At 69.5% G+C, this 22,638-nt stretch carries 27 protein-coding genes; 16 read left to right on the forward strand and 11 right to left on the reverse strand.

Features of this window, described 5'->3' with window-relative positions; all coding sequences use genetic code 11:
• Positions 1 to 6: 6 nt before the first annotated feature.
• Positions 7 to 1,176, forward strand: a complete 1,170-nt coding sequence (locus D0D37_RS16490; protein WP_116201433.1) for an MFS transporter — start codon at positions 7 to 9, stop codon at positions 1,174 to 1,176.
• A gap of 1 nt (position 1,177) precedes the next feature.
• Here D0D37_RS16490 and D0D37_RS16495 read toward each other — a convergent pair whose 3' ends face one another.
• From D0D37_RS16495 to D0D37_RS16505, 3 genes are read right to left on the reverse strand one after another with little or no spacing between them, the layout of a single operon-like run.
• Positions 1,178 to 1,636: a hypothetical protein gene (locus D0D37_RS16495; RefSeq protein WP_244223535.1), complete on the reverse strand. Its 459-nt coding sequence runs from the start codon at positions 1,634 to 1,636 to the stop codon at positions 1,178 to 1,180.
• Entirely contained in the window at positions 1,633 to 3,042 is a 1,410-nt protein-coding gene (locus D0D37_RS16500) for a sensor histidine kinase (protein WP_116201435.1), read from the reverse strand. Before D0D37_RS16500 ends, D0D37_RS16495 begins: the two co-directional genes overlap by 4 nt.
• On the reverse strand, positions 3,039 to 3,731 hold the full coding sequence (locus D0D37_RS16505) for a response regulator transcription factor (protein ID WP_116201436.1): 693 nt from the start codon (positions 3,729 to 3,731) through the stop codon (positions 3,039 to 3,041). The genes D0D37_RS16500 and D0D37_RS16505 overlap by 4 nt, the downstream gene beginning before the upstream one ends.
• Positions 3,732 to 3,930: 199 nt before the next feature.
• On the opposite strand from D0D37_RS16505, the gene D0D37_RS16510 reads away from it, so the two are divergent.
• Positions 3,931 to 4,482, forward strand: a complete 552-nt coding sequence (locus tag D0D37_RS16510; protein WP_116201490.1) for a M15 family metallopeptidase domain-containing protein — start codon at positions 3,931 to 3,933, stop codon at positions 4,480 to 4,482.
• 116 nt (positions 4,483 to 4,598) lie between these two features.
• Here D0D37_RS16510 and D0D37_RS16515 read toward each other — a convergent pair whose 3' ends face one another.
• Together D0D37_RS16515 and D0D37_RS16520 are read right to left on the reverse strand one after the other, a co-directional pair.
• Positions 4,599 to 5,807, reverse strand: a complete 1,209-nt coding sequence (locus D0D37_RS16515; protein ID WP_116201491.1) for an RNA polymerase sigma factor — start codon at positions 5,805 to 5,807, stop codon at positions 4,599 to 4,601.
• Positions 5,804 to 6,175 (reverse strand): YciI family protein, encoded by a 372-nt coding sequence (locus D0D37_RS16520; RefSeq protein WP_116201437.1) that lies wholly within the window; start codon positions 6,173 to 6,175, stop codon positions 5,804 to 5,806. Before D0D37_RS16520 ends, D0D37_RS16515 begins: the two co-directional genes overlap by 4 nt.
• Before the next feature lie 96 nt (positions 6,176 to 6,271).
• Here D0D37_RS16520 and D0D37_RS16525 point away from each other — a divergent pair, with 96 nt between their 5' ends.
• From D0D37_RS16525 to D0D37_RS46635, 4 genes are read left to right on the forward strand one after another with little or no spacing between them, the layout of a single operon-like run.
• A complete protein-coding gene (locus D0D37_RS16525; RefSeq protein WP_116201438.1) occupies positions 6,272 to 6,814 on the forward strand; it encodes a dihydrofolate reductase family protein in 543 nt (180 codons plus the stop codon).
• 19 nt (positions 6,815 to 6,833) lie between these two features.
• Positions 6,834 to 7,202, forward strand: a complete 369-nt coding sequence (locus D0D37_RS16530) for a VOC family protein (RefSeq protein ID WP_116201439.1) — start codon at positions 6,834 to 6,836, stop codon at positions 7,200 to 7,202.
• A 51-nt stretch (positions 7,203 to 7,253) separates the two neighbouring features.
• Positions 7,254 to 8,738 carry an MFS transporter gene (locus tag D0D37_RS16535; RefSeq protein ID WP_116201440.1) on the forward strand — a complete coding sequence of 495 codons (1,485 nt, stop codon included), beginning with the start codon at positions 7,254 to 7,256 and terminating at the stop codon, positions 8,736 to 8,738.
• An 18-nt stretch (positions 8,739 to 8,756) separates the two neighbouring features.
• Complete coding sequence (locus D0D37_RS46635) at positions 8,757 to 8,894, forward strand: hypothetical protein (RefSeq protein WP_162834272.1); 138 nt, start codon at positions 8,757 to 8,759, stop codon at positions 8,892 to 8,894.
• Between the two features lie 182 nt (positions 8,895 to 9,076).
• Here the strand turns inward: D0D37_RS46635 and D0D37_RS16540 are convergent, their stop codons facing one another.
• A complete protein-coding gene (locus D0D37_RS16540) occupies positions 9,077 to 9,583 on the reverse strand; it encodes an EXPERA domain-containing protein (protein ID WP_116201441.1) in 507 nt (168 codons plus the stop codon).
• Between the two features lie 51 nt (positions 9,584 to 9,634).
• On the opposite strand from D0D37_RS16540, the gene D0D37_RS16545 reads away from it, so the two are divergent.
• The 4 genes from D0D37_RS16545 to D0D37_RS16560 all read left to right on the forward strand — a co-directional run bounded on the left by D0D37_RS16545 (position 9,635) and on the right by D0D37_RS16560 (position 12,580).
• Entirely contained in the window at positions 9,635 to 10,459 is an 825-nt protein-coding gene (locus D0D37_RS16545) for a DUF1295 domain-containing protein (protein WP_116201442.1), read from the forward strand.
• A 121-nt stretch (positions 10,460 to 10,580) separates the two neighbouring features.
• Complete coding sequence (locus D0D37_RS16550) at positions 10,581 to 10,958, forward strand: hypothetical protein (protein WP_167493538.1); 378 nt, start codon at positions 10,581 to 10,583, stop codon at positions 10,956 to 10,958.
• Position 10,959: 1 nt separating this feature from the next.
• Positions 10,960 to 11,997, forward strand: coding sequence for a hypothetical protein (locus tag D0D37_RS16555; protein WP_116201444.1), 1,038 nt, complete (start codon positions 10,960 to 10,962; stop codon positions 11,995 to 11,997).
• 1 nt (position 11,998) lies between these two features.
• Positions 11,999 to 12,580, forward strand: coding sequence for a YbaB/EbfC family nucleoid-associated protein (locus D0D37_RS16560; RefSeq protein ID WP_116201445.1), 582 nt, complete (start codon positions 11,999 to 12,001; stop codon positions 12,578 to 12,580).
• Between the two features lie 4 nt (positions 12,581 to 12,584).
• Here D0D37_RS16560 and D0D37_RS16565 read toward each other — a convergent pair whose 3' ends face one another.
• Positions 12,585 to 13,253, reverse strand: a complete 669-nt coding sequence (locus tag D0D37_RS16565; RefSeq protein WP_116201446.1) for a TetR/AcrR family transcriptional regulator — start codon at positions 13,251 to 13,253, stop codon at positions 12,585 to 12,587.
• 140 nt (positions 13,254 to 13,393) lie between these two features.
• Between D0D37_RS16565 and D0D37_RS16570 the strand changes: the two genes are divergently transcribed.
• Entirely contained in the window at positions 13,394 to 14,245 is an 852-nt protein-coding gene (locus D0D37_RS16570; RefSeq protein ID WP_208719987.1) for a 3-hydroxybutyryl-CoA dehydrogenase, read from the forward strand.
• A gap of 31 nt (positions 14,246 to 14,276) precedes the next feature.
• Positions 14,277 to 15,431 carry an acyl-CoA dehydrogenase family protein gene (locus tag D0D37_RS16575; RefSeq protein ID WP_116201448.1) on the forward strand — a complete coding sequence of 385 codons (1,155 nt, stop codon included), beginning with the start codon at positions 14,277 to 14,279 and terminating at the stop codon, positions 15,429 to 15,431.
• Between the two features lie 104 nt (positions 15,432 to 15,535).
• On the opposite strand, the gene D0D37_RS16580 is transcribed toward D0D37_RS16575, so the two are convergent.
• Complete coding sequence (locus D0D37_RS16580; RefSeq protein ID WP_208719988.1) at positions 15,536 to 15,874, reverse strand: hypothetical protein; 339 nt, start codon at positions 15,872 to 15,874, stop codon at positions 15,536 to 15,538.
• 72 nt (positions 15,875 to 15,946) lie between these two features.
• Between D0D37_RS16580 and D0D37_RS16585 the strand changes: the two genes are divergently transcribed.
• Both D0D37_RS16585 and D0D37_RS46640 read left to right on the forward strand, forming a co-directional pair.
• Positions 15,947 to 17,098: a helix-turn-helix domain-containing protein gene (locus D0D37_RS16585; RefSeq protein ID WP_116201449.1), complete on the forward strand. Its 1,152-nt coding sequence runs from the start codon at positions 15,947 to 15,949 to the stop codon at positions 17,096 to 17,098.
• 719 nt (positions 17,099 to 17,817) lie between these two features.
• Entirely contained in the window at positions 17,818 to 17,973 is a 156-nt protein-coding gene (locus tag D0D37_RS46640; protein WP_162834273.1) for a hypothetical protein, read from the forward strand.
• 1 nt (position 17,974) lies between these two features.
• Here the strand turns inward: D0D37_RS46640 and D0D37_RS16595 are convergent, their stop codons facing one another.
• The 3 genes from D0D37_RS16595 to D0D37_RS16605 form a co-directional block, all read right to left on the reverse strand.
• Positions 17,975 to 18,523 (reverse strand): DUF6069 family protein, encoded by a 549-nt coding sequence (locus D0D37_RS16595; protein WP_425266946.1) that lies wholly within the window; start codon positions 18,521 to 18,523, stop codon positions 17,975 to 17,977.
• Positions 18,524 to 18,571: 48 nt separating this feature from the next.
• A complete protein-coding gene (locus D0D37_RS16600) occupies positions 18,572 to 19,165 on the reverse strand; it encodes an HdeD family acid-resistance protein (RefSeq protein WP_116201451.1) in 594 nt (197 codons plus the stop codon).
• An 87-nt stretch (positions 19,166 to 19,252) separates the two neighbouring features.
• Complete coding sequence (locus D0D37_RS16605) at positions 19,253 to 20,389, reverse strand: cytochrome P450 (protein WP_116201452.1); 1,137 nt, start codon at positions 20,387 to 20,389, stop codon at positions 19,253 to 19,255.
• A gap of 88 nt (positions 20,390 to 20,477) precedes the next feature.
• Here D0D37_RS16605 and D0D37_RS16610 point away from each other — a divergent pair, with 88 nt between their 5' ends.
• Both D0D37_RS16610 and D0D37_RS16615 read left to right on the forward strand, forming a co-directional pair.
• Positions 20,478 to 21,548 carry a TetR/AcrR family transcriptional regulator gene (locus D0D37_RS16610; protein WP_116201453.1) on the forward strand — a complete coding sequence of 357 codons (1,071 nt, stop codon included), beginning with the start codon at positions 20,478 to 20,480 and terminating at the stop codon, positions 21,546 to 21,548.
• Between the two features lie 124 nt (positions 21,549 to 21,672).
• Complete coding sequence (locus D0D37_RS16615; RefSeq protein WP_116201454.1) at positions 21,673 to 22,599, forward strand: XRE family transcriptional regulator; 927 nt, start codon at positions 21,673 to 21,675, stop codon at positions 22,597 to 22,599.
• The last annotated feature ends 39 nt before the right edge of the window (positions 22,600 to 22,638 follow it).

Genomic DNA, 22,638 nt, shown 5'->3' on the forward strand with positions numbered 1-22,638 from the left:
AGCCCGATGACCGAGCTTTCCCCGCCCCCGGTGCTGCCCCGCGCGGCCCGCGTCGCCACCTGGATCGTGTTCGCCCTGTGCGGCTTCGCGGTCGGCATGTGGGTGGTGCACATCCCGGTGATCGAGCGCGCGACCGGCGTCTCGCACACCGCGCTCGGGGCGTTGCTGCTGGTGCTCGGCGGTTCGGCGCTGATCGGGATGCAGGTCACCGGGCCGCTCGCGGACCGGTTCGGGCATCCCCGGGTGGTGTCCGTCGCGGGGGTGCTGGTCGGGGTCGCGGTCGTGTTGCCGGGGCTCGCGGCGAACTGGTGGACGCTCGGGCTGGCGCTCGCGGCGTTCGGGTTTTTCAACGGGTCCCTCGACGTCGCGATGAACGCGCACGCGGTGGTCGTCGAACGCGCTTATCCGCGGCCGATCATGGCGGCATTTCACGCGATGTGGTCGATCGGCGGGGCGATCGCGGCGGTCGTCGGAGCGGCGGTGCTCGGTGCGGGCGTGCCGACGCTCGTGTCGCTCGGCGGCACCGGGGCGCTGTGCATCGTGGTTTCGCTGCTGGTCCGCCGGTACCTGCTCGACTCGTCCCACGAAGCTGCCAAGGCAACTGAGGAGGAAGCCAAACCGACTCGTACGCCGACGCGCGTGGTGTGGCTCCTGGGTCTGCTGGCGTTCGCGCTGATGCTGTCCGAAGGCGTCGCGAACGACTGGGCCGCGCTGTATCTCCGAGACGGGCTGGGGACGTCCGAAAGCACCGCCGCTTTGGCGTACGGCTCGTTCGCGGTGGCAATGACGGTCGGTCGATTCGCGACCGACCGGGTAGCCGCGCTGGCCGGTCCGGTCGCCGTGGTGCGTTACGGCAGCGGGTTGGCGGCGCTGGGGCTGGCGATCGCGTCGCTGGCGCCGTGGGTGCCGTTGTCGTTGTGCGGCTGGGCGTTGTTCGGGCTCGGGCTGTCCGGTGGCGTCCCGCAGTTGTTCACCGCGGCGGGCAACCTGGACAAACGCGCGTCGGGGGCGTTGATGGCGCGGGTGGTCGGCGTCGGGTACGTCGGGCTGCTGGCCGGTCCGGCGATCATCGGCGGCCTGGCGCACTGGGTGCCGTTGAACGTCGCGTTCCTGCTGCCGCTCGCGTTGTGCGTGGTGGCGGTGGTGTTCGCGCCCGCGATGAAGCCCCGCGGCTGAGTCAGCGGCCGCAAGCCTGGGGCCGCAACGTCTGGCCTCCGCCGGAAAGCGTGACCGTCCCGGACGCCCCGCCGCCGCCTGCCGCGATCACCGTGCAGACGATCTGCGAGACGGCATTGGGAGACAATTCCCGGACGTTGAACCCGATCGCCGCGTCGCTCACCCCGATCGCGATCGGTTCGAACGACGGCGGAAGCTCCGTCGTGTAACCGCCGGCCCGTTCGTCCTCGTCCGGTCCCTGCTCCAGCACCCGGACCCGATCCGCGGCCACGTCGCCGACCCCGCTGCGCGCCACCGGCACGACATTTCCGTTCAGCACGAAGTACACCGTCGCCGGGTAGCCGCTGTTTCCGTTCGGCGGCCCGCTCGGCGCGTTCTCGCCGGGGATCACGCCGCTGGGCCGCACCCCGCAACCGCTCGCCAGCACCAAGACCGCGACCAGCGTCAGCAACCGTTTCACTGCTGCACCTCCCGCGGCAGCCACAACGTGAACGCCGCACCGCCTCCGGGCCGGTTGCCCGCGGTCAGCTCCCCGTGATGCAACCGCGCGTTCTCCCACGCGATCGCGAGCCCGAGCCCGCTTCCTTCCGACCGGCTGCGAGCGGTGTCCGCCTTGTAGAACCGGGAAAACACGTGCGGAAGCACCTCATCGTCCAGCCCGAGGCCGGAGTCTTCGACGGAAAGCGTGATCCCCGCCTGGTCGCCCCGCAACCGGACCGTTACCGGCTCCGCGCCGTGCCGCAAGGCGTTCCCCACCAGGTTGGCCACGATCACGTCAAGCCGGCGCGGATCGAGGCGCGCCCGGATCCCGTCCGGCAGATCGGTCTCCACCTCGAATCCCCGCGCCCGCAGAGTCGCGCGAACCGCCTCGGCCACGTCGACGTCGTCCACCGCGAGCGACGCGGTGCCGGAGTCGAACCGGGTGACCTCGATCAGGTCGTTGACCAGCCGCGCCAGGTTGTGCGTCTCCTGGCTGACCAGCCGCACCGCCTCGCCCGCCGCGTCCGGCAGCCGCTTCGCCTCCGCGTCGAGCATGTCGGTGACGGCGGTCATCGCGGCGAGCGGCGTGCGCAGTTCGTGCGACACGTCAGCGACGAATCGCCGTGCGTCGGCTTCCATCCGGCGCAGCTCGCCGACGTGCCGTTGCAGCGAGTCGGCGGTCGAGTTGAACGTCTCGGCGACGCTGGCCAGCTCGTCGCTGCCGCGCACGGCGATCCGGGCGTCGAGGTCGCCCGCGCCGAGCCTGCGGGCCGCGCGCTGCAGCTCGCCGACCGGCCGCAACACGCTGCCGGCGGCCAGCACCGCGAGTATCAGGGCCACCACCAGCGCGGCCCCGCCGGCGAGCCACGCGTCCCGGGCGAGCCGGTTCACCGCCTCGATTTCCGCGTCGAGATTGCGCAGTTCGTAGACCTCGATGCCGGAGGGGATCGTCGGATTCCGCCGGTCGCCGGTCGAGATCAGCAACGGCGAGCCCAGCGCCAGCTGCGTCACGCCGCCGACGTCCACCCGCTGCCACGCGACGCGGCCGGATTGCACGACCCCCCGCAGTTCCGGCGTGATCACCGAGGCGGGCATGTTGCCCGCGCTGTGCCCGCCGCTCGTCACCAGCGCGGAGTTCTTCCGGCCGTTCAGCCGGTCGGCGGCCGACTGCAGCGCGCTCGTGTCCACCGGCCGCCGGGGGAGCGGGTACAGCTGCTTGAGCTGGTTCGTCATCTCGACGGCGGCGTTGTCCTGGGTGCGCTGCAGGATCCCGTCGCGGGCTTGCACGTACCCGATCCCGGCGACGGCCATCGCGGTGAACACGCTCAGCAGCGCGAACGCCACCAGCAGCCGGGTGCGCAGCCCCCGGAACAGCCAGCCGGTCACAGCGGCCCGAAGCGATAGCCGAAACCGCGCAGGGTCTGGACGTACACCGGTTTCGCGGCGTCGTCCTCGATCTTGGAACGCAACCGCTGCACACACGCGTCGACGAGCCGCGAATCGCCGAGATACCCCTGATCCCACACGGATTCGAGCAGCTGCTGGCGGCTGAGCACCCGGCCGGGCGACGCGGACAGCTCCAGCAGCAGCCGCAGTTCGGTCGGCGCGAGCCCGATCACCGTGCCGTGCTTGCTGACCACGAGACCCTCGCGGTCGATCGTCAGGTCGCCGTGCCGTTCCGGACCCGGTTTCGCGCCCGGACTGCGCGGCTCGCCGCCGGTGCGCCGCAGGACCGCGCGGATGCGCGCCTCCAGCACCCGGGCCTGTGCGGGCTTCACGACGTAGTCGTCGGCCCCGGCTTCGAGCCCGGCCACCACGTCGATGTCGTCGTTGCGCGCGGTGAGCATGATGATCGGCAGGTCGCCGGACGCGCGGATGCGCCGGCACACCTCGAAGCCGTCCATCCCGGGCAGCATGAGGTCGAGGACGACGACGTCGGCCGGGTCTCCGGCAAGCCGGGCGAGGCCTTCCTCGCCGGTCTCCACCGCGTCGACCGTGTGGCCCTGATACGTCAGGGCCAGCCGCAGGCCGTCGCGCACGGCCTGGTCGTCTTCGATCAGCAGCACCCTCGGCATGTCTCCCACTATCGCAGCCCGCCCGTCCGGCCGCCCGGACAGTCCACAGCGGACAATCGGGGCCCAGCCTGCCCGGCGCGGATCGCCGCCCGGTGCGTGCCGTGTCATCGTTCGGTAACAGCGCCGTCGCGGGGAACTGTTACAAAGCTGTCAAACTCCGTGCGCAGTGCGCGCACACTGGGGCCCGAAAGTGAACCTCATGATCGAGTCGCTTCGCCGGCCCCGGGTCCTCGCGGCCGTCACCCGCCTCCTGGCGGTGGCCCTGCTCCCGGCGGCGTCCCTGCGTTCGCCCGGCCGCGGCCGGTACCTGGCCTGCCAGTGGGCGCTCGCGATGCGATACCCGGCCGAGGACCTCGAGGGTCTCAGCGAACCGGCCCGCGCCGCCTTCACCGCGGCGCGCACCGAGGCGTTCTGGCAGCACCGCCAGCTCATCGGACTCACCTCCGGCCACCGCGACGCGGCGCATCAGCATCGGTTGTTCGCCGAAGAGGTGCATCGCACCGGCTCGGTCACCGCGGCTCGGCGCCGGGTGCTTCCGCCGCACGAGTCGGCGCACGTTCGCGGCACGGCGCTGGACGTGCGCCCGAGCGAGGGCGCGGCGTGGCTGGAGCGCCATGGGGCGGAGTATCGGCTGTATCGCCGTTATGACAACGAATGGTGGCACTTCGAGTACCACGCGCACACCGTGCCGATGCGGTTGCCGGACCCGGATGCGTTGCGTCCGGCGCGGATGGCCCGGATCGCCAGCTAGGGTGTTTTCCTTGGTGCGGCGCGGGATTAGAGATCCGGGCTTGCCCGCTAGGTCGAGCAGGTGTGCGTGCACGGTGTCGATGCGGTTGCCTTGCGTCCGTCGCGGATGGCGCGGGTCTAGGGTGATTTCTTTGGCGCGGCACGGGATTCTAGGTACTGCCGTTCGGGCACATTGAGTGTTTTCTGCGCTGCTGAACGGTAATAGGCCCGAGCTTGCTCGGCCTCGCCCGCAAGATCGAGCAGGTGCGCACGCACGACGTCGACGCGATGGTGCTCGTCCAGCCCGCCGATCTCGTCCAGCTGCCGCAACCCTTCTCGCGCGCCGTGGACCATCGCGACCGGAACGATCCGGTTCAGCGCCGCGACCGGACTCGGCGCGACGGCGAGCAGAAGGTCGTAGAGGGCGAGAATCTGCGGCCAGTCGGTGTCCTCGGCGCGGGCCGCCTCGTCGTGCACAGCGGCGATCGCGGCCTCGATCTGGTACGGCCCGAGTTGGGCGGTGTCCAGGGTCTTCTCGAGCAGGCCGACCCCTTCGGCGATCGCCGCCGAATCCCAGCGGGTCCGGTCCTGTTCGGCCAGCGGAACGGCGGTGCCGTCCGGCCGGGTCCGAGCGGGCCGACGGGCGTCGCTGAGCAGCATGAGCGCCAGCAATCCGGCGACCTCGCCGTCGTCAGGGACCTGCGCGTGCAGCTGCCGGGTGAGCCGGATGGCCTCGGCGGTCAGTTCGATTCGGTTGACGGCGGTCCCGGAGCTGGCGGTGTGCCCTTCGGTGAAGATCAGGTACAGCACCTGCCGCACCGCGGCCATCCGCTCGGCCCGCTCCTCCGGCGGCGGCATCCGGAACCGCGCGCCGCTGAGCCGTTTCTTCGCCCGGTTGATCCGCTGGCTCACGGTTTTCTCCGGCACCAGCAACGCCCGGCCGATTTCCGCGGTGGTCAGGCCGCCGACCGCTCGCAGCGTCAACGCGAGCTGGGACGAGTCGCCGAGTTCGGGGTGACAGCACAGCATCAGCAGGGTCAGCGTGTCGTCGTCGGCCGGTGCCAGTTCCGGCTGCGGCACCGCGAGTCCGGCGGCCGTGTGCTCGCGCTGCCGACGGGCGGATTCGCTGCGTTCGATGTCGATGCGCCTGCGCGCGGCGGCGGTGATCAGCCAGCTCTTGGGGTTGTCCGGCAGGCCCTGCTCCGGCCATTTCAGCGCGGCGGACAGCAGTGCTTCCTGCACCGCGTCCTCGCAGAGCGAGAAGTCGCCGAACCGGCGGCAGACGGCGTTGAGCACCTGCGGCGCGAGGTCGCGCAGGAGCTGCTCGAAACCGAGTGGGGGAGTCAGAGATTCAGCTCTTTCACGTTGCGGATCGGCCGTACCTCGATCTTGCCGTACAGCGCGTCCGGCACCCGGGCGGCGTGCTCCAGCGCCCGTTCCATGCTCTCGCATTCGACCAGGTAGAAGCCGACCAGATGCTCCTTGACCTCGGCGAACGGCCCGTCGCTCGCCACCGCCTTGCCGTCCCGCACGGTGACGCACTTGGCTTCGGCGGGATCGGCCAGCCCGTCGCTGAGCACCAGCTCGCCGGACTCTTCGAGCGCCCGGTTGAGCGCGAGGTGGCTGCGGCCGAACTCGGCTTTCTTCTCGTCCGGCAGCTCCTCCCAGAGCGCGCGGAATCGCGGGTTGCTGTGGATCATGATCAGGTACCGCACGACGGCCCCTTCCGAAATTTCTCCGCCGCCGGTGTCGCCTTCCGGATTCCGGCTCCGACGTCCCCGGTGAAAGTCGGCTGAGGAAGGAGCATAGTAGTGCGGAAGATCGCGGCGGGACTGTCGGTTTCGCTGGACGGGGTGAGCGAGTCGCCGCCGGACTGGATGATGCTGAACCACGAGGCGGACGAGGTGATCCGGGCCGGCATCGCCGAGTCCGACGCCGTCCTGCTCGGCCGGAACACCTACGCGGAGTTCGCCCGGATGTGGCCGGGGCTCGGGGATTCGTCGCCGATGGCCGCGTTCCTGAACAACACCCCGAAGTACGTCGTGTCGAGCACGCTCGCCGAACTGGGCTGGAGCGGCTCGACGCTGCTCGGCGGCGACCTGGCGGCCGAGCTGAGCGCGCTCAAGAGCAAGCCCGGCAAGAACATCCACCTTCCCGGCAGCCCTCGATTGGTACGGTCGTTGCTGCTGGCGGGTCTGCTGGACGAGCTGAATCTGCTGATCCACCCGATCGTGCTCGGTTCGGGTACGCGGCTGTTCGAGAACCCCTCCGACCGAGTCGACCTCGTACTCGCCGCTTCCCGGGCCTTCGGGAACGGCGTCCTTTCGGTGACGTACCGCCCGAAGCGGCATTGACAATTCTCAAGGAGCAAAAATGTTCGACACCAGCAAGGCATTCAGCGGTTTCTCCGTGGACGACATCCCGGTCGCGCGGAAGTTCTACGCCGAGACGCTCGGCATCGAGGTCACCGAAAACTGGGGCATGCTGCGCCTGCACCTCGCCGAAGGCCGCGAAGTGCTCGTCTACCCCAAGGGCGACAAGCACGTTCCGGCCGACTACACGATTCTCAACTTCCCGGTCGACGACATCGACCGGGCGGTCGCGGATCTCGGCGCGGCCGGGGTTTCTTTCGAACCGTTCGACGGGGTGGACGAGAAGGGCGTCTTCCGGCTGGGCGGTCCGCTGATCGCGTGGTTCAAGGATCCGGCGGGGAATATTCTTTCGGTCCTGCAGGAAAACTGAAGCGCAAGAGTGAAGATGCCGGAGCGGGCGCCGGGATGAGAAGTTGGAGGCATGACGACAGTTTCGGCGCCGGCTCGGACGAGCTGGCGGGGATTGCTCGCGCTGGCGGCGGCGGCAGTGGTGGTCGCGTCGGCGGTGGGCTTCTTCCGGGCTTTCCAGATGCCCGGAACGGACCCGGCGGACGCGATGGGTCCGATGGGTGCGACGGCCGACCGGCGGCTGCACGGCATGGCGCTGGCCGACATGCCGGAAATGTTCGTCGCCGGAGCGGCATTGCTGCTCGCGCTGGGAGCCGCGCTGGTGCTCGGCCGGACGCGGCGCAGTGTTGCCCAGGTTGCCCTGCCGCAGCCGAAAGTCCGGGGAAGGCGGACGATCGCGGCGGTCGCCACCGCCGCGTTGACGATCGACATCAGCAAGACGTCGACGCTGGGATTCGTCATGCCCGGCCTGCGCGCGGAATACGGCATCGACGCCTCGACCGCGTCGCTGCTGGCGGTGAGCGGGCTGTCCGGCACCGCGTTGGGCGCGTTGCTGTGCAGCCAGCTGGCCGAGCGCATCGGAAGGCGGGCCTGCTATCTGCTCGCCACGCTCGGGTTCACCGCGACGAGCATGTGCGGCACCATGCCGAATTTCGGCGGCAACGTCGTGATGTGCTTCCTGATGGGCATCGCCGTCGGCGGGCTCGCGCCGATGCTGATCACGGTGCTGAGCGACCTTTTCCCGGGACGCGGCAGGGGAGCGGTGGTGACCGGGCTGTCGATCGTCGCGACCGCGATCGGCTACCTCGTCGCGTCCGGTTCGGCGCTGTGGCTGGAGCCGGTGTTCGGATGGCGGGTGCTGTGGCTCGTCGGCGCGCCGACCGGGCTGCTGCTGGCTGCCGCCGCGGCGGTCATCCCGGATCAGCGAAGCGCCCCCGCACAACCCGCGCCGGAGACGAACTGGTTGGCCCGGAACACGCTCACGACCCGGCTGCAATGGGTGTTCGCGTTTTCGATCGGGCTGACCACGTTCGGCCTGACGACCTGGGTGCCGACACTGTCCCGCGTCGGCGGGCTTTCGCTGACCACGGCGAACGCCCTGCTCACCGGGTCCGCGGTGGCGATGGTGCTGTGCGCGGGACTGCTGGTGCTCGGCTACCGCCGTTTCGGCCCGACCGGCGTGACGGTGCGATTGGCCGTATGCACCGCGGTATTGCTGCTCGCGCTCGCGGTGTCCGGGTGGGCGGTCGCCGCGCCGTGGCTGTCGGCCGCCGTGCTGACGGTCGCCTTGCTGGGCGTCAACACGATGGCCGCGGTGTTCCTGCCGGTCGCCGCCGACGTCGCCGCCGACGGTCAGCGCGGAAGGGTCGCCGGATCGGTGTCGTTCTTCAACCGGCTCGGCGGATTGGCCGGGCCGCTGGTGCTGTCGCTGCTGGTCACGTCGGTGACGGACGTGCTGACGGCGGTCGCGATCCTCGCGCTGCTGTGCGGTTCGGTCGCCGCCTACACGAGCCGACGACAACGGGTGCTGCGGAAAGCCGTTGCGGAGGTGGGGTGACTGCGGGGTCTGTCGACAGTGGTCGCGTTGCTGGGCGTCGGCACGATGGCGGCGGTGTTCCTGCCGGTTGCCGCTGATGCGGCCGACGACGGCCAGCGCCGCCGATCGCCGGACCGGCCCGGTTCGCTGGTCCGCAGGAGCTTTCGCTGCTGGTGATCCTCCGGTCGCCGCTGACGTGACTGACGAAGGTCAGCGTGGGAGGGTCGCCGGATCGGTGTCGTCCTTCAAGCGGCTCGGCGGCCGACTGGCCCGCAGGTGCTTTCGCTGCTGGTCACGTCCGTGCCCGGAGACGCCGACCTCGGTGGCCGCCGGGCCCTGCCCAGGTCTGTCCACAGTGGTCAGAACCGCCGGGCGAACGGCAACGGACGGCGCATCCGCACCAGCAGCAGCAACGGAATCAGCACGTAGGGCAGGTTGAACGCGAGGAACTTGCCCGGGTTGCCGGTGCGGGTCACCGGGTCGCCGAAGAACTCGACGCCGAACACGACGATCCCGGTGAGCGTGCCGATCATCGTCGCGTAGATCACCGCGAACAGCTGGATCCCGTTGCGGCCCGTGACGAGACACCAGACCAGCACGACGTAGAAAGGCAGGTAGACGAACGCGGACAGCCCGGTGACGATCCGCATCCAGTCCGGCGGATGCATGAAAAGCGGGTCGGCGTCGTGGGCGTACCAGTAGTTGGAGTCGACGAAGAAGTTGCCGGTCGGCCGCGAGAAATCGACGCCGATCGTCGGCAGCAGATCGCTGATCAGCGACGTCACCGTGAAAACGGAGAAGATCACCGCGAAGAAAATGTCGATCTTGCGCTCGCGCAGGGGCAGGTTCGCCGTCGTGGTGCCCATCGGCGGATCCTACGGCGTCGCGGCGACGATTCCGGCAGTAAAGTCGCGGTCATGAACGCGTTCCAGGTGTGCCTCTGGGTTTTCGCGGGCGGGTGCGCCGGCTGCTGGCTGCTGTCGGTGCTCACCAGGGAGTACTCCTGGGTGGACCGGATCTGGTCGGTCGTCCCGGTGGTCTACACCGGGATCTTCGCCGGTCACGCGGGGTTCTCGGACGCCAGGCTGAACCTGCTGTTCGCGCTCGTGTTCCTGTGGGGCGCGCGGCTGACGTTCAACTACGGCCGCAAGGGCGGCTACGCGCCCGGCGGCGAGGACTACCGCTGGGCCGTGCTGCGCGGCCGGATGGCTCCGTGGCAGTTCCAGCTGTTCAACCTCTTCTTCATCACGCTCTACCAGAACGTGATCCTGCTGCTCATCACGCTGCCGGCGTGGACCGCGCTGGACCACCAGACGCCGCTGGGCGCTGTCGACATCGTGCTGGCCGTCGCGTTCGTGGCCTGCCTCGCCGGAGAAACGATCGCCGATCAGCAGCAATGGAACTTCCACCAGTGGAAGAAGCGCGAGACGGCCGCCGGGCGCACCCCCGACCCGCGGTTCGCGCAGACCGGGCTCTTCCGGTTTTCCCGCCACCCCAACTTCTTTTTCGAGCAAGCGCAGTGGTGGCTGGTGTTCCTGCTCGGCGTGTCCGCGGCGGGTGCGGTCACCTGGACGATCGCCGGCGCGGTCCTGCTGACAGCGCTGTTCGTCGGCTCGACGGTCTTCACCGAGAGCATCACCCTCGGCCGCTATCCGGAGTACGCGGACTACCAGCGGCGCGTTTCGCCGATCGTGCCGTGGTTTCCGCGCCGCGCGGCTCCCGCGTCCGCGCACGAGGGGTAGCCGGTTCGTCCGGAATGTGGCAGCGGTCACGTAGCTGCCGTGAACCGACATCGTGTCCGATGAGTCGGAAGGATACCGTTCGCTCAGCAGAGTGACGGTTCATACGACTGGGGGTGGACTCATGATCGGCTTCGAAACCGACGTGAAGGATCTGCGGAAGGCGAGCGGGTTCGTCGAGGACGCCGCGCACGCGGCGGAAACCGCGCGCCGCGGCGTGGACGGGCTGGACATGCCCGAGGCCACCGGGCCACAGGCCATCATCGGCGGGTTCAACCCGTTCGGCGGCGGCCCGACGACGGCGTTCGGCGGTTCGCTCGGCATGCGCCAGGTCGCGGCGGCGTACGAGTACCACCGCTCGAAGGTCGAGGAAGCGCTGGCGAAGCTCGCTTTCACCACGCAGCAGGCGAGCCACGCGCTCGCCCGCGTGGCCGACCTGTACGAGAGCGCGGACGCGGAAGCGCGGATGGGCGTACGCAACGCGGCAGGGGAGGGGCTCTGACGTGAGCGACCAGGAAAACTATTTCGGGCTGAGCGGCGGTTCGGACGAACGCCCGCGCGAGCAGCTGATCGAGGGCATCTGCGAGGACCTGCAGCAAGGCGCGAACGACGCTCTCGACGGCGTGCTGGCGTTGCGCTACGCGGAGTTCATGCTGTTCCAGATGATGGACGGCCTGTACGAGTCCTATCAGGACGAGGTCACGAGGATCTTCCGCGAGTTCTCCGAGGCCGACCTCAAGGACACCGGCTCCGGCCTGCAGTCGCTGATCAACTCCTACGAGCACATCTGGCAGAACCTCGGCCGCGGTTCGATGACGGAACTGCGCCGGGCCAAGGAACTGATGGGCTCGTGGCGCGGCGAGGCGGCCGAGGACGTGAAGACGTATCTCGACCGGTTGTCGGAGACCTACGACCAGATGGCGACTGAGATCTCGGTGCTGGAGAGCGGTGTCGTCGCGGGCCGGGACAGCGTGTGGGGCGCGCGGGACGACCTCAACACGCTGGGCAAATCGCTCAAGGACGCCGCGGAGAAGTACCAGAAGGACAAGGCCAAGGAGGGCGAGATCTCGCTGTCCAAGGTGTTGACCACGGCCTTCACCGCGGCACTGGTCGGGATGCTCGCCGCGGTCGCGACCCCGGCAGCCGCGGGCGCCGGGCTGAGCCTCGCCGCCGCGGGCACGCAGGCCGCGGTGGCCGGTGCGGGCGCGGGGCTGTCCGAGGTCGTGGCGGAGGCTTCGGCGCGCGTCGAAGGGGAGTCCTCGAAGGAGATCTTCGAGAGCTTCCTCGACGGCGTCGAGAAGATCCGCTCGGCAATGGACCAGTCGACCGGACGGCTCGCGGACAAGATCCGCGAGAAGGCCGACGGCCTGCCCGACATCCCGAAGCCCGCCGACGTGAGCCCCGGCGATTCGTTCGACCCGTCCAACTTCGAGACCTCGAACACCCCGAAGGACACCGAAAAGAAGGTCCGGGACCGGGGCGTCGACATCGCGCCGGACGGCTCGGTCTCGCAGCCGCTGTCGCCGTCCACGCTGAGCTGACGTGGCCGGTCCGGAAGAACTGATCCAGGAGTTGTCCGCGTTGTCGGTCGAGGCGTCCTCGCCCGACAACGCGGTCACCGCCACCGTCAACACCGACGGTGTCCTCACTGGACTGAAATTGTCCGGCGCAGTACGGAATTTGCCGCCGGAAGAGCTGGCCGCGCTGGTGCTGCACACCTATGCCGAAGCACAGCGGGAATCCGCGCACCGGACGGCGTCGTTGCTGGCTCCGCTCGGCACCCGCGGGTATGTGATGGACCGGCTGAAGTGGCGAGCCGGGTTCACCCCGGAAGTTGCTCCGGCGGCCCCGGCTGCTGCTCCTCGGCGGCCTGTTCCTTCGGTCGAAGCGAAGCCGGCCGATGCGCCAGGCCAGCCGAAACCTGTTGCTGCGTCGGGGAATTCCGTCGCGTCACGACCGCCCGCTGAGTCTCGGAAAGCGACGGGTGGTGCTTCGGTGGCGCCGGGCGAGGGCGATTACCTCCGCAACCGTACTGCCGATCCTGAGCAACCGGTGGAACCGGAACGCCCGGTGAGCGACGAGGACTGGTACGAGGCCGGGGTGCGATTCGACGAGGCCTGGTAGCCGCTCAGCCGAGCGTGCCCTCGTCGCCGAGCAGCTTGCGCAACCCCGGCAGGACCGCGGAAAGGTCTTTGCCAGTACGGAAAGCGACGACCGTCGTCTCGGTCTCGCCGGTGTTGCCGAACAGCGCGACCGTGTCCGCCATCGCGCCGTCGAACGCGGCTTCCGGGTCGGTCGTCTGCCCGCGCAGCCATCGGCGGAGGACATGGTTGTGCGCCGTCACCACGGCCGCCGCCATGAGTTCGGCGCGCAGTGCGGTCTCCTCGCCGCCGCCCATCCAGCGGTGGACGAATTCCTGGAACAGCCGTTGATACTGCCGTGTCCCCGAGATTTCCCGAGCGCGCAGGGCGGGCACGCTGCGAGTGAGCCGATACCGCGCCAGCGCCAGATCGCCCTCGGCGACGTAGTGCCGCAGCACCAGTCGCGCGGCCTCGGTAACCGCGACGGTCGCGGTGCGCGGGTCGGAACCGGCCAGCCGGGCCTCGATCGCGCTCAGCAGCACCTCGTGATCCGGGAAAATCACGTCCTCTTTGGACCGGAAGGCACGGAAGAACGTGCTGCGCCCGACGCGGGCGCGGTCGGTGATGTCGTCCACCGTCGTCTGGTCGTAGCCGCGCTCCTCGAACAGCGCGAACGCGGCCTCGGTCAGCCGTTGCTTGGCCGGTTTGTCGGGCATCGGGCCACCTTTCGCACGCACGCTACGGCCAGCCTAATCGGACCCGGCTGCCGGGGAGCAGGGTGAGGTGGGCCACCCCGCTCTCGCCTACTCGTCGGTACTGAGTACCGTTATCGTGAAACCAAGTACCGGAGGGATGGGTGAGGCACGTGGAGCTCGTCGGCGTGGTCGGCTGCGGCCAGATGGGGGCGGGGATCGCCGAGGTGTGCGCCCGGGCCGGACTGGACGTCGTGGCGGTCGAGTCGAACCAGGCGGCCGCCGACGCCGCGCGGGCGCGGCTGGAGGCCTCGCTGGGCCGGGCCGAGCGCAAGGGGAAGATCGAGTCCGCGGCCGACGTGCTGGGGCGGATCCGGATCACCGAGGACCTCGACGACCTGGCCGACCGCACGCTCGTCGTCGAGGCGATCGTGGAGAACGAGGCGGTCAAGGCGGAGCTGTTCGGGAAACTGGACAAGATCGTCGCCGCGCCGGACGCGGTGCTGGCGTCCAACACGTCCTCGATCCCGATCATGAAGCTCGGCACCGCGACCCAGCGTCCGGCGCAGGTGCTCGGCATCCACTTCTTCAACCCGGTGCCGGTGCTGCCGCTGGTCGAACTGGTCCCGAGCCTGCTCACCGGCGACGAGACCACCGGCCGCGCGCGGAAGTTCGCCGAGGAGACCCTCGGCAAGCACGCCATCCTGTGCCAGGACCGGGCCGGGTTCGTGGTGAACGCACTGCTGATCCCGTTCATCCTCGCCGCCGTGCGCATGCTGGAGTCGGGCTTCGCCACGAAGGAAGCGATCGACGAGGGCCTCGTGCGTGGTGCCGCGCACCCGCAGGGCCCGCTCGCGCTGGCCGACCTGATCGGGCTCGACACCACGAAGGCGGTCGCGGAATCGCTGTACGAGGAGTTCAAGGAGCCGCTGTACGCGCCGCCGCCGCTGCTGGCCCGGATGGTCGACGCCGGCCTGCTGGGCCGCAAAACCGGCCGCGGCTTCTACACCTACTGAGTTCCGGCAGACTTTCGACCAGGAGATCCCGATGAGCTTCGACCTGTTCAAAATCAACGAAGACCACGAAGCGATCCGCGAGGCCGTCCGCGCGGTCGCCGAAGAGCAGATCGCCCCGCACGCCGCGGAGGCCGACGAGCGCGAAGAATTCCCCAAGGCGTCGTATGACGCACTGGTCGCGTCGGACTTCCACGCCCCGCACGTGCCGGAGCAGTACGGCGGCGCCGGTGCCGACGCGCTGGCGACCTGCATCGTGATCGAGGAAGTGGCGCGGGTGTGCGCGTCGTCCTCGCTCATTCCCGCGGTGAACAAGCTCGGCAGCCTGCCGCTGATCCTGGCCGCGAACGAGGAGGTCAAAGCGAAATACCTGCCCCCGCTGGCTTCGGGCGCGGCCGGATTCTCGTATGGACTGTCCGAACGCGACGCGGGCTCGGACACCGCCTCGATGCGTTGCCGCGCCACCCCTTCCGGCGACGACTGGATCCTCAATGGACAGAAGTCGTGGATCACCAACGCCGGCGTGTCCGAGTACTACACGGTGCTGGCCGTAACCGACCCGGACGGCCGCCGCGGCGCCAACGTGAGCGCTTTCGTGGTCGAAAAGTCCGACGCTGGATTCTCCTTTGGCGCCAAGGAAAAGAAACTGGGCGTCAAGGGCTCGCCGACGCGTGAGCTGCTGTTCGACCAGGTCCGCATCCCCGGCGACCGGATGGTCGGCGAGCCGGGTCAGGGCCTGAAGATCGCCCTGCGGACGCTCGACCACACCCGCGTGACGATCGCCGCGCAGGCCGTCGGGATTGCGCAGGGCGCGCTGGACCACGCGCTGGCGTATGTCAAGGAGCGCAAGCAGTTCGGCAAGCACATCGCTGATTTCCAGGGAATCCAGTTCATGCTGGCAGACATGGCGATGGCGGTCGAAACGGCTCGGCAGATAGTGTACACCGCAGCCGCGAAGTCGGAACGAGGCGACGACGACCTGTCGTTCTTCGGCGCGGCGGCCAAGTGCCACGCGTCGGATGTGGCGATGAGCGTGACCACGGACGCGGTCCAGTTGCTTGGCGGGTACGGGTACACGCGGGACTTCCCGCTGGAGCGGATGATGCGTGACGCGAAGATTACGCAGATCTACGAAGGAACGAACCAGATCCAGCGGCTGGTGATGGCTCGGCAGCTTTTGAAGGGCTGAGGTTTTTCCGGTTTGGGAAGCGGCACCGTCGAGATCGGCGGTGCCGTTTTCGCGTTGGACTGCAAGGTGGCGGTCTTGCTCGTGTCTGGGCTCGCGGACGAGGATCAAGAATGCCAGAAACGTTCGCCGCAGCCCGGGCAGCCGGACGCCGTCGGTGTCGCTTCGGCGCGGCATTTCTTGCAGGTGAAGCGGATCCGGACCACTGGCCGGGGTGGAGCTGGGCGGGCGAACCCCGGAGCGCGGTTGAGCCAATCGGCGAACAGGCGCAGGGGATTGATGCCGCATTCGTCGTCGGCGTAGTAGCGGCGCTGGTAAGCATGCTTCCGGTGGCGAGGAGTCTCCGCTGCCCTGACGTCGGCCTCCGCCGTCGGCGGCGTGGCTGCTTGGCCGAAGCTGTACTTCTGAGTTCGGCGGCCGTGTCCGGTCAGCGGTCGGTTGCACATGGTCAAAGACCGTACGAAGGCGCAGGTCATCGAAGTTTCCCAGAAGGAAACCCAGATCTGTACTCTGACGGCATGGACTCGATCGGTATCACCATCCGGCGTTTGCGCCGTTGGCGAGGCCTGACGCTGGACCAGCTCGCTGGCCTGGCCGGGATCAGCAAGGGATACCTGTCGAAGATCGAGAACGAGGTGAAGCCGGTCGACCGCAGGTCGACGCTGGTGGCGATCGCCGGCGCGTTGCGGGTCAGCCTGGTCGACATCACCGGCGACGGGCTGGAGATCCGTGACCCGCAAGCCGACGCGGCCATTCCTGCTATCCGGGACGCGCTGCTGTCGACCGACCTGGACGGTGCCACGCCGCCGGTCGGCGACCTGGCCGAACTGCAGTCGGAAACGCAACTTCTCGCGGCGCTGCGCCAGGCGAATCAAGATGCGGAGGTCGGCACACGGCTACCGGATTTGCTGCTCTCGCTGCACACTCACGTAAACAAGCCGGAAGCGCTGAGGGCGCTCGTCACTGCCACCCACACGACGACCTTGCTGACCAAGGGGCTCGGCGCCTTCGAGCTGGCGTGGATCGCCGCCGACCGCGGGTACGACGCCGCGAAGAAGCTCGGCGAGCCAGCGTGGATCGCGCTTGCCGAATTCGCGCGCACCCAAGCACTTTCCGGACTTGGTGCACACAAGCGGGCCGGAAAACTTGCCGAACGCGCACTCGATACCGTCCCGGCTGACGCCTACGACGTGCGCGGAGCACTCACGCTCACTACCGGATATACCGAGTCGGTTCTCGGCGGAGACTCGGGAGCCGCGCTCGAAGAAGCCGCTGGTCTCGCCCGGCAGGTCGAGGCGGGAAACCGGAACTTTCTGTTGTTCACCCCGGCGAATGTCGTCCTGTGGCGGATCTCGGTCGCGCTGGAAAAGGGCGAGCACGCTGAGGCAGCGGCACTCGCAGCGAGTGTCGACCCAGCCGAACTCACGATTGACTCACGCCGCACCACATTCCTCATCGAGTACGCTCGCGCCCTTTACGGCATTCGCCGCCCGGACGAGGAAGTGGTGTCGCTCCTGCTGCAAGCCGAGAAACTCGGGCGCATCCGAACTCATAAGAATCCGTTTGCCCGGGAGATCATCTCGACCATGCTGGCCAGCGCTCGAAAGGAAGCTGTCGCGCGCAACGTCCGCGGCATGGCTTCCCGGATGGGGCTGCTCAAGTCTGCGTAGCGGCCTTGGCTTTCGGTTGAATTTCGGGTCAGGACGCAGGCTTGTGCTGCCGTTCATGCGCTTCTGCGCCTTGACCACATCCATAGTCCGCGCACCCACCCAATCCAGCAGACCCTGCAGCGGCGTAGCCAACTCCTGCCCAGCTCGGTGAGCGAGTACGTCACCTTAGGCGGCGTAGCAGGCTCTACCTCGCGAACTGCGGGAGATCGCGCAGCAGAACGACGTCGACCTCGTCGAGTCAGGCCGACGAGTTGGGCGCACCCTGAGCTGGCGATAGTCGGGGACGACGTGTCGGCCGGGGTGTCGCAACTGCAGGAGGACGCGCGACCCGGCGGAGCTGTCGGCCGCCTTGTGCTCGTTGCCGGACGAGGTCGCGGTGGTGTGCCGGACCGGGGCGGAACCGCCGAAATCCATTGCTGCACAACGAGAACTGGCCTCGACTATCCCAGTCGTCACCGAGGGAGTCGCGACGGCTGCACGTCGCGCCGTTCGACGCGAAAGTCGTGGTGGCCGGTTCGGACACGATGCCGCTGCCGGTGACCTCTGGAGTAGGCGAGGTGGTGGCCTGACGACGCGGCCGGGTTCCCGCTGAAGGAAATCCCCGGAGCGCGACCGCGGTGGTCGATGCGGTGGGGGAGTACGGGGGTGCCGCCCGGAGCGGAGCGCGGGTTCGCTGCCACTGCCGGGACTGTTCGCGGCGCTGCGGCGGGGGGCTGGCCGTGTCTGACCAGCTAGAGGTGCACCGGGCTTGCGCGCACGCATTGATGACGCTCGCGCCGGTGGATCAGCCGCTGCCGGAACTGTCGGATCCGGATCGGGCCAGCCGGGTGCTGGACGCGATCACGGAGGCGGTGCGGCCGCCTCGGGAGCGTTAGCTCAACGGTCGTAATACGTAGTCGGCCCCTCCGGCCACTGCCGCGTAGGCGGCGGAGGAGGCGGCTGCTGCTCCGCCCGACTGTTCCGCTTCCTCCGGTGCAACGTCCGCGCACTAGCCGCCATGCTGCTCACCAGCGAGGCGATCACCAACCCGATCACCAGGTTGATCGCCGCCGTGGCGATCTTCGCCTCCAAGCCCACCGTGAGGGTGAGCGGCAAGACCACCGCGATGGCTGTGACCAGCACCATGATCCACCCGAAGAACTGCCCCGGCGAGGGCGTCGCCACGCTCAGCAGGTGCATCAAGCCGGTCGCCAGCAGTGCGACAGCGGCGGCGGAGATCGCGTACGTCGGCGTGCTCGCTTTGCCCCACAAGCCGTCGCCTTTGGGGGCCAGGACGGGCACGTCGAAGATGCCTCGCGCGATCAGCAGGCCCACCACCGCCACCAGCGCCGCGACTACCGCGGTCGCCACTCCGCCCGCCCATAGCCTTGCCGCGTCGATGCCTGGCCGGGTGTCTTCCCCGTAATTGCCGGGGTACTGCTGCACCATCGGGAGGTCCCTCCGTCGCAAAACCGGTCGCTGTCGATTGTCGCCCTACTGAGGCTGTTCCGCCGGGTCGGCGGTTTTCGCCAGCGAACGCAGCCGGAACGACAGGACTACGAGGGTTACCCCGTAAATGACCGCGTAAATCCCGATCAGCAGCGCGACGCCGAACGCGCCGGCGATCGGGTGGAACAGCACGAGCACCCCGGCGATCACCGAAAGCGCGCCCGCCGCGATCAGGAACGCCTCGCCGGTGATCTGTTTGCGCAGCCGGATCGCGGCGACGATTTCCATGATCCCGGTGACCACCGCCCACGCCCCGACGAGCGTCGCCAGCACCAGCACGGTCACCCCGGGCCACACGAGCGTCATGATCCCGGCGATCAGGCCCAGCACGCCGAGCAGCGCGTACGCGATCCGGTGCCCGCCGTCGCCCGGGCGGAACGCCTGCATCAGCGCGCCCACCGCGTCGATCAGCACGTAGATCCCGAACAGGAAAGCCAGCGCCAGCACGGTGATCCCCGGCCACACCAGCGCCAGCACGCCGAACAGGACGCCCAGGATCCCGCGCGTGAGCACGAGCGGCCACGCGCGCCGCGGGTCGAGCACCGCGAAGCCGAGGACGGGCGGAATGGGCGTGGACATGGACTGCCTCCCGGGGTGTCGTGCTGACCTGGCGAAACGGTAGCCGGGCCGGGACGGCAGCGCGGGGACCTCACCCGATCGAGGGCGTTACCGATCGACGGTCAGTCCGGCCAGCCGCCAGGTGCCGGGGTCGGGTACCCGCTTCGCTTCGAGGACCCGCAGCCCGGGGAACCGGTCCAGCAACGCGGTCAGCGCCACCTCCGCCTGAACCCGCGCGAACGACGCGCCGAGGCAGAAATGCGGACCGTGCGCGAAACCGAGGTGCGCGCCCGCCGTGCGGCGGACGTCGAACCGGTCCGGGTCGGCGAAGACGCGCGGGTCCCGGTTCGCCGCCGCGATCGACACGGTCACCGGCTCGCCCTCGCGGATCTGCGCGCCGTGCAGTTCGAGGTCTTCGGTGGCCCGCCGGGGAATCGTCAGCAGCTGCGAACCGCACCAGCGCATCAATTCCTCGACCGCGCCCGGCCACAGTTCCGGTTCCGCGCGCAGCAGTTCGAGCTGATCCGGGTGCGACAGCAGGGTTTCCACGGAATTGGCGATGAAATTCGCCGGAGTCTGCCCGGCCAGCACGAGCTGCCAGACGAGCGCGACGGCTTCCGTTTCCGTCAGGCCCGCGTTCGTCAGGTGCGCCAGCAGCGCGCTGTCCGGATGCGCGACCAGCGTCCGCGAGCTGTCGATGATCCCGGGCACGGCGGTGGCGAACTCGTCGCCGGACACCTGCACGACCGCCGCGCCGTATTCGTGCCAGCGCGGCCGTTCGGCCTCCGGCACGCCGACGAGCGCGCAGACGACCTCCATCGGCAGCGGCCGAGCGAACTCGGCCAGCAGGTCGACCGGGCCGACCGCGGGCAGCGCGTCCAGGTACCGGGCGACGATTTTCTCGATCTCCGGCCGGAAATCCAGCGCCCGGCGGGCGGCGAACGCGGGCGTGGCCAGCCGGCGCAGCCGGGCGTGCTCGGCCCCCTCCATTTCCTGCATGGTCCGCAGGTACGGGCGGCAGTGCTCGGGCACCTCCGGACGCTGGTAACTGGCCTCGCTCAACGCGAACCGCTGGTCGGTGAGCATCGCGCGCGCTTCGGCGTGCCGCGTCAGCACCCACATCGGCGGGAAGCCGGGACCGGTCAGCTTGGCCAGTGGGCCCTGCTCGCGGGCCGCGCCGTAGGCGGTGAACGGGTCGCTCGTGACGGCCGGATCGGTCAGGGCGAGTTCGGGAACGGGGGACACCAGCAACCTCCAGATGTTCGATTCAGATGATATCATCATATGAATGGTGACGGTATCTTGGCAAGGAAGCGGACCGGAAGGACTCACGATGGCGCGGCTGACCAGGGCGCAGACGCAGGAGCGCAACCGGGCGAAGGTGCTGGCCGCCGCTCGCGCCGAGTTCACCGAGCGCGGGTTCCGCGAGGCCAAGATCGACGTGATCGCCGAGCGCGCCGAGCTGACCCGGGGCGCGGTCTACTCCAACTTCCCCGGCAAACGCGCGCTCTACTTCGCCGTGCTCGCGGCCGAGGCGGAGCGGTTCGCCGCCCAGCCGCCCGAGCCGGACCCCGGCCTGACGCCCGCCGAAGCGCTCGGCGCGTTCGCCCGCGCCTGGGTCGCCCGGCTGCCGCTGGCCACCGACCCGGACGCGCGCCTCGGCGTCGACCTGCTGCCGGAAATCCTCGCCGACGAACTGACTCACCGGCCGTACGCGCAATTGCTGCGGTTCGACGCGATCGTGCTCGGCCTTGTCCTGGAACGACTTTCACCGTCGTCCGGACGTTTAGTGCGGGTGGCGGAAGCGGCGCTGACGATGCTGCACGGAGCGAGCCAGCTCGCCGCCGCGGCACCCGGTTTTGGCGAGCCGTTCAACGTCGTGCGCGCGTGCGAGGCGTTGCCCGCGCTGGAACTGGCGGACACCTGGCCGGAGCCGCCGATCGTGCCGCAAGCGAGGGCGGCCGGGGAAATCTGGTCTCCGCCAGAGGTTTTCGACGCCCTGCGCGAGCGTCCGGTGCGCATCGACGGCGACGGAGTGGTCGCGGTGATCGGGCTGCACCGGCTGTCCGCGGTGGAGGAAGCCTTGCGCGCGGCCAAGGACGTCACGCTCGTCGTGGTGACGGGTCAGCCGGGGGAACTGGTGCCGTTGACCAATCTGGTGCTGGCGGATCTGCGCGGCCTGCTGAAACGGTCGTGCCCGGACTCTGCGTGGCCGGACGTGCGCGTGATCGTGGACGAGACCGGTGCGGTTGCTGCCGCGGCAGGGATTTCGGCGGTGAGCGACGCGACCGAGACCGCGATCCGAGTCCACAATGGACATATCCTGCTGCGCGCCGAGGGCTTCGGCGCTTGTCACGCCGCCGCGACGAGCACCGTGCCCGCCGAATCCCGGGAGGCGCGGTAACAGCCCGCCCCGCCGCGGCGATCGGCGGAATCCGCTGCCGGATCGCCCAAACCCGTCCGACGTCGGTGGACAGGGCCGGCGTCGCGGCAGATAGTGGAGCGAAGATCGGCCGAAGGGGGCGGCAATGGCCGAGATCGCTCCGGTGGCGCCGATGGACCGGCAGTTGCGCAGCCTGCTGCGGCACGGCACGTTCGCGCAGGTCCTCGACCACGCGCTGAACACCCGGGGACTGAGCCTCGAACAGGTCCGGCAGCGGCTCGCCGGGCAGGGGGTGCGGGTCAGCCGGGCGGCGCTGAGCTACTGGCGCCACGGCCGCAGCCGTCCGGAACGGGCCGAATCGCTGCGCGCGGTGCGCGTCTTGGAGAAGGTGCTCGGCCTGCCGCCGGAAGCGCTGGTCGCGCTGCTCGGCCCGCCCCGGCCGCGGGGCAGGGGAGCGGCGGCGGAACCGGAGGCCATCGACCGCAAACGGCTCTGGCCGGGCCACCGGCCGCTGCTGGCGGAGCTGGACCTGCCGCCGGACAACCTGGTGCGGCGGCTCGACGTGCACGAACACCTGCGGGTGGACGAGCACCGGCGGCTGACCCGGGTGCACACCCGGCTGGTCGTGGAGGCCACCGCCGACCGGGTCGACCGGTGCGTGGTGTTCCTGTGGGCCGAACGGTCCGCCCCGGCGCTGCCCGCCGAGGTCCGGTACTGCCGTCCCGGCCGGGTGCGGGTCGATCCGGAAGCCGGGGCGACGGTCTGCGAACTGCTGCTGGACCAGCGGCTCGCGATGGGCGAGCGCAGCGTGCTCGAATACACTGCGGTCTACCCGCCCGGCCCGGAACTGACCTTCTACCACCACCGGTTCACCCGCCCGGTGCGGCAATACCTGCTGCAGGCGGAGTTCGCCGGGGCCCCGCCCGCCACCTGCGTGCCGTTCCGCCAGACCGGCGTGCAGGCGCCTCGGCACCCCGGCCCTCCGCTGTGGATCGGGGCCTCCCGCACCGCGCACCTGGTGCTGACCGACGTCCGCCCGGGCATCGTGGGCCTGGCCTGGGAATGGGCTTGACCGGCGGTTCCCGCGCGCCCGGGAACCGCCGGTCAAGCC

Source organism: Amycolatopsis circi, from assembly GCF_003385235.1.
GTDB classification, from domain to species: Bacteria; Actinomycetota; Actinomycetes; order Mycobacteriales; family Pseudonocardiaceae; genus Amycolatopsis; species Amycolatopsis circi.

Bases quoted from the DNA above. Each gene is read 5' to 3' on its own strand.
- D0D37_RS16490 (WP_116201433.1), top strand. From the start codon at position 7: ATGACCGAGCTTTCCCCGCCCCCGGTGCTGCCCCGCGCGGCCCGCGTC.
- D0D37_RS16505 (WP_116201436.1), bottom strand. From the start codon at position 3,731: ATGCCGAGGGTGCTGCTGATCGAAGACGACCAGGCCGTGCGCGACGGC.
- D0D37_RS16510 (WP_116201490.1), top strand. From the start codon at position 3,931: ATGATCGAGTCGCTTCGCCGGCCCCGGGTCCTCGCGGCCGTCACCCGC.
- D0D37_RS16530 (WP_116201439.1), top strand. From the start codon at position 6,834: ATGTTCGACACCAGCAAGGCATTCAGCGGTTTCTCCGTGGACGACATC.
- D0D37_RS16535 (WP_116201440.1), top strand. From the start codon at position 7,254: ATGACGACAGTTTCGGCGCCGGCTCGGACGAGCTGGCGGGGATTGCTC.
- D0D37_RS16540 (WP_116201441.1), bottom strand. From the start codon at position 9,583: ATGGGCACCACGACGGCGAACCTGCCCCTGCGCGAGCGCAAGATCGAC.
- D0D37_RS16545 (WP_116201442.1), top strand. From the start codon at position 9,635: ATGAACGCGTTCCAGGTGTGCCTCTGGGTTTTCGCGGGCGGGTGCGCC.
- D0D37_RS16550 (WP_167493538.1), top strand. From the start codon at position 10,581: ATGATCGGCTTCGAAACCGACGTGAAGGATCTGCGGAAGGCGAGCGGG.
- D0D37_RS16565 (WP_116201446.1), bottom strand. From the start codon at position 13,253: ATGCCCGACAAACCGGCCAAGCAACGGCTGACCGAGGCCGCGTTCGCG.
- D0D37_RS16575 (WP_116201448.1), top strand. From the start codon at position 14,277: ATGAGCTTCGACCTGTTCAAAATCAACGAAGACCACGAAGCGATCCGC.
- D0D37_RS16580 (WP_208719988.1), bottom strand. From the start codon at position 15,874: ATGTGCAACCGACCGCTGACCGGACACGGCCGCCGAACTCAGAAGTAC.
- D0D37_RS16585 (WP_116201449.1), top strand. From the start codon at position 15,947: ATGGACTCGATCGGTATCACCATCCGGCGTTTGCGCCGTTGGCGAGGC.
- D0D37_RS16600 (WP_116201451.1), bottom strand. From the start codon at position 19,165: ATGTCCACGCCCATTCCGCCCGTCCTCGGCTTCGCGGTGCTCGACCCG.
- D0D37_RS16610 (WP_116201453.1), top strand. From the start codon at position 20,478: ATGGCGCGGCTGACCAGGGCGCAGACGCAGGAGCGCAACCGGGCGAAG.
- D0D37_RS16615 (WP_116201454.1), top strand. From the start codon at position 21,673: ATGGCCGAGATCGCTCCGGTGGCGCCGATGGACCGGCAGTTGCGCAGC.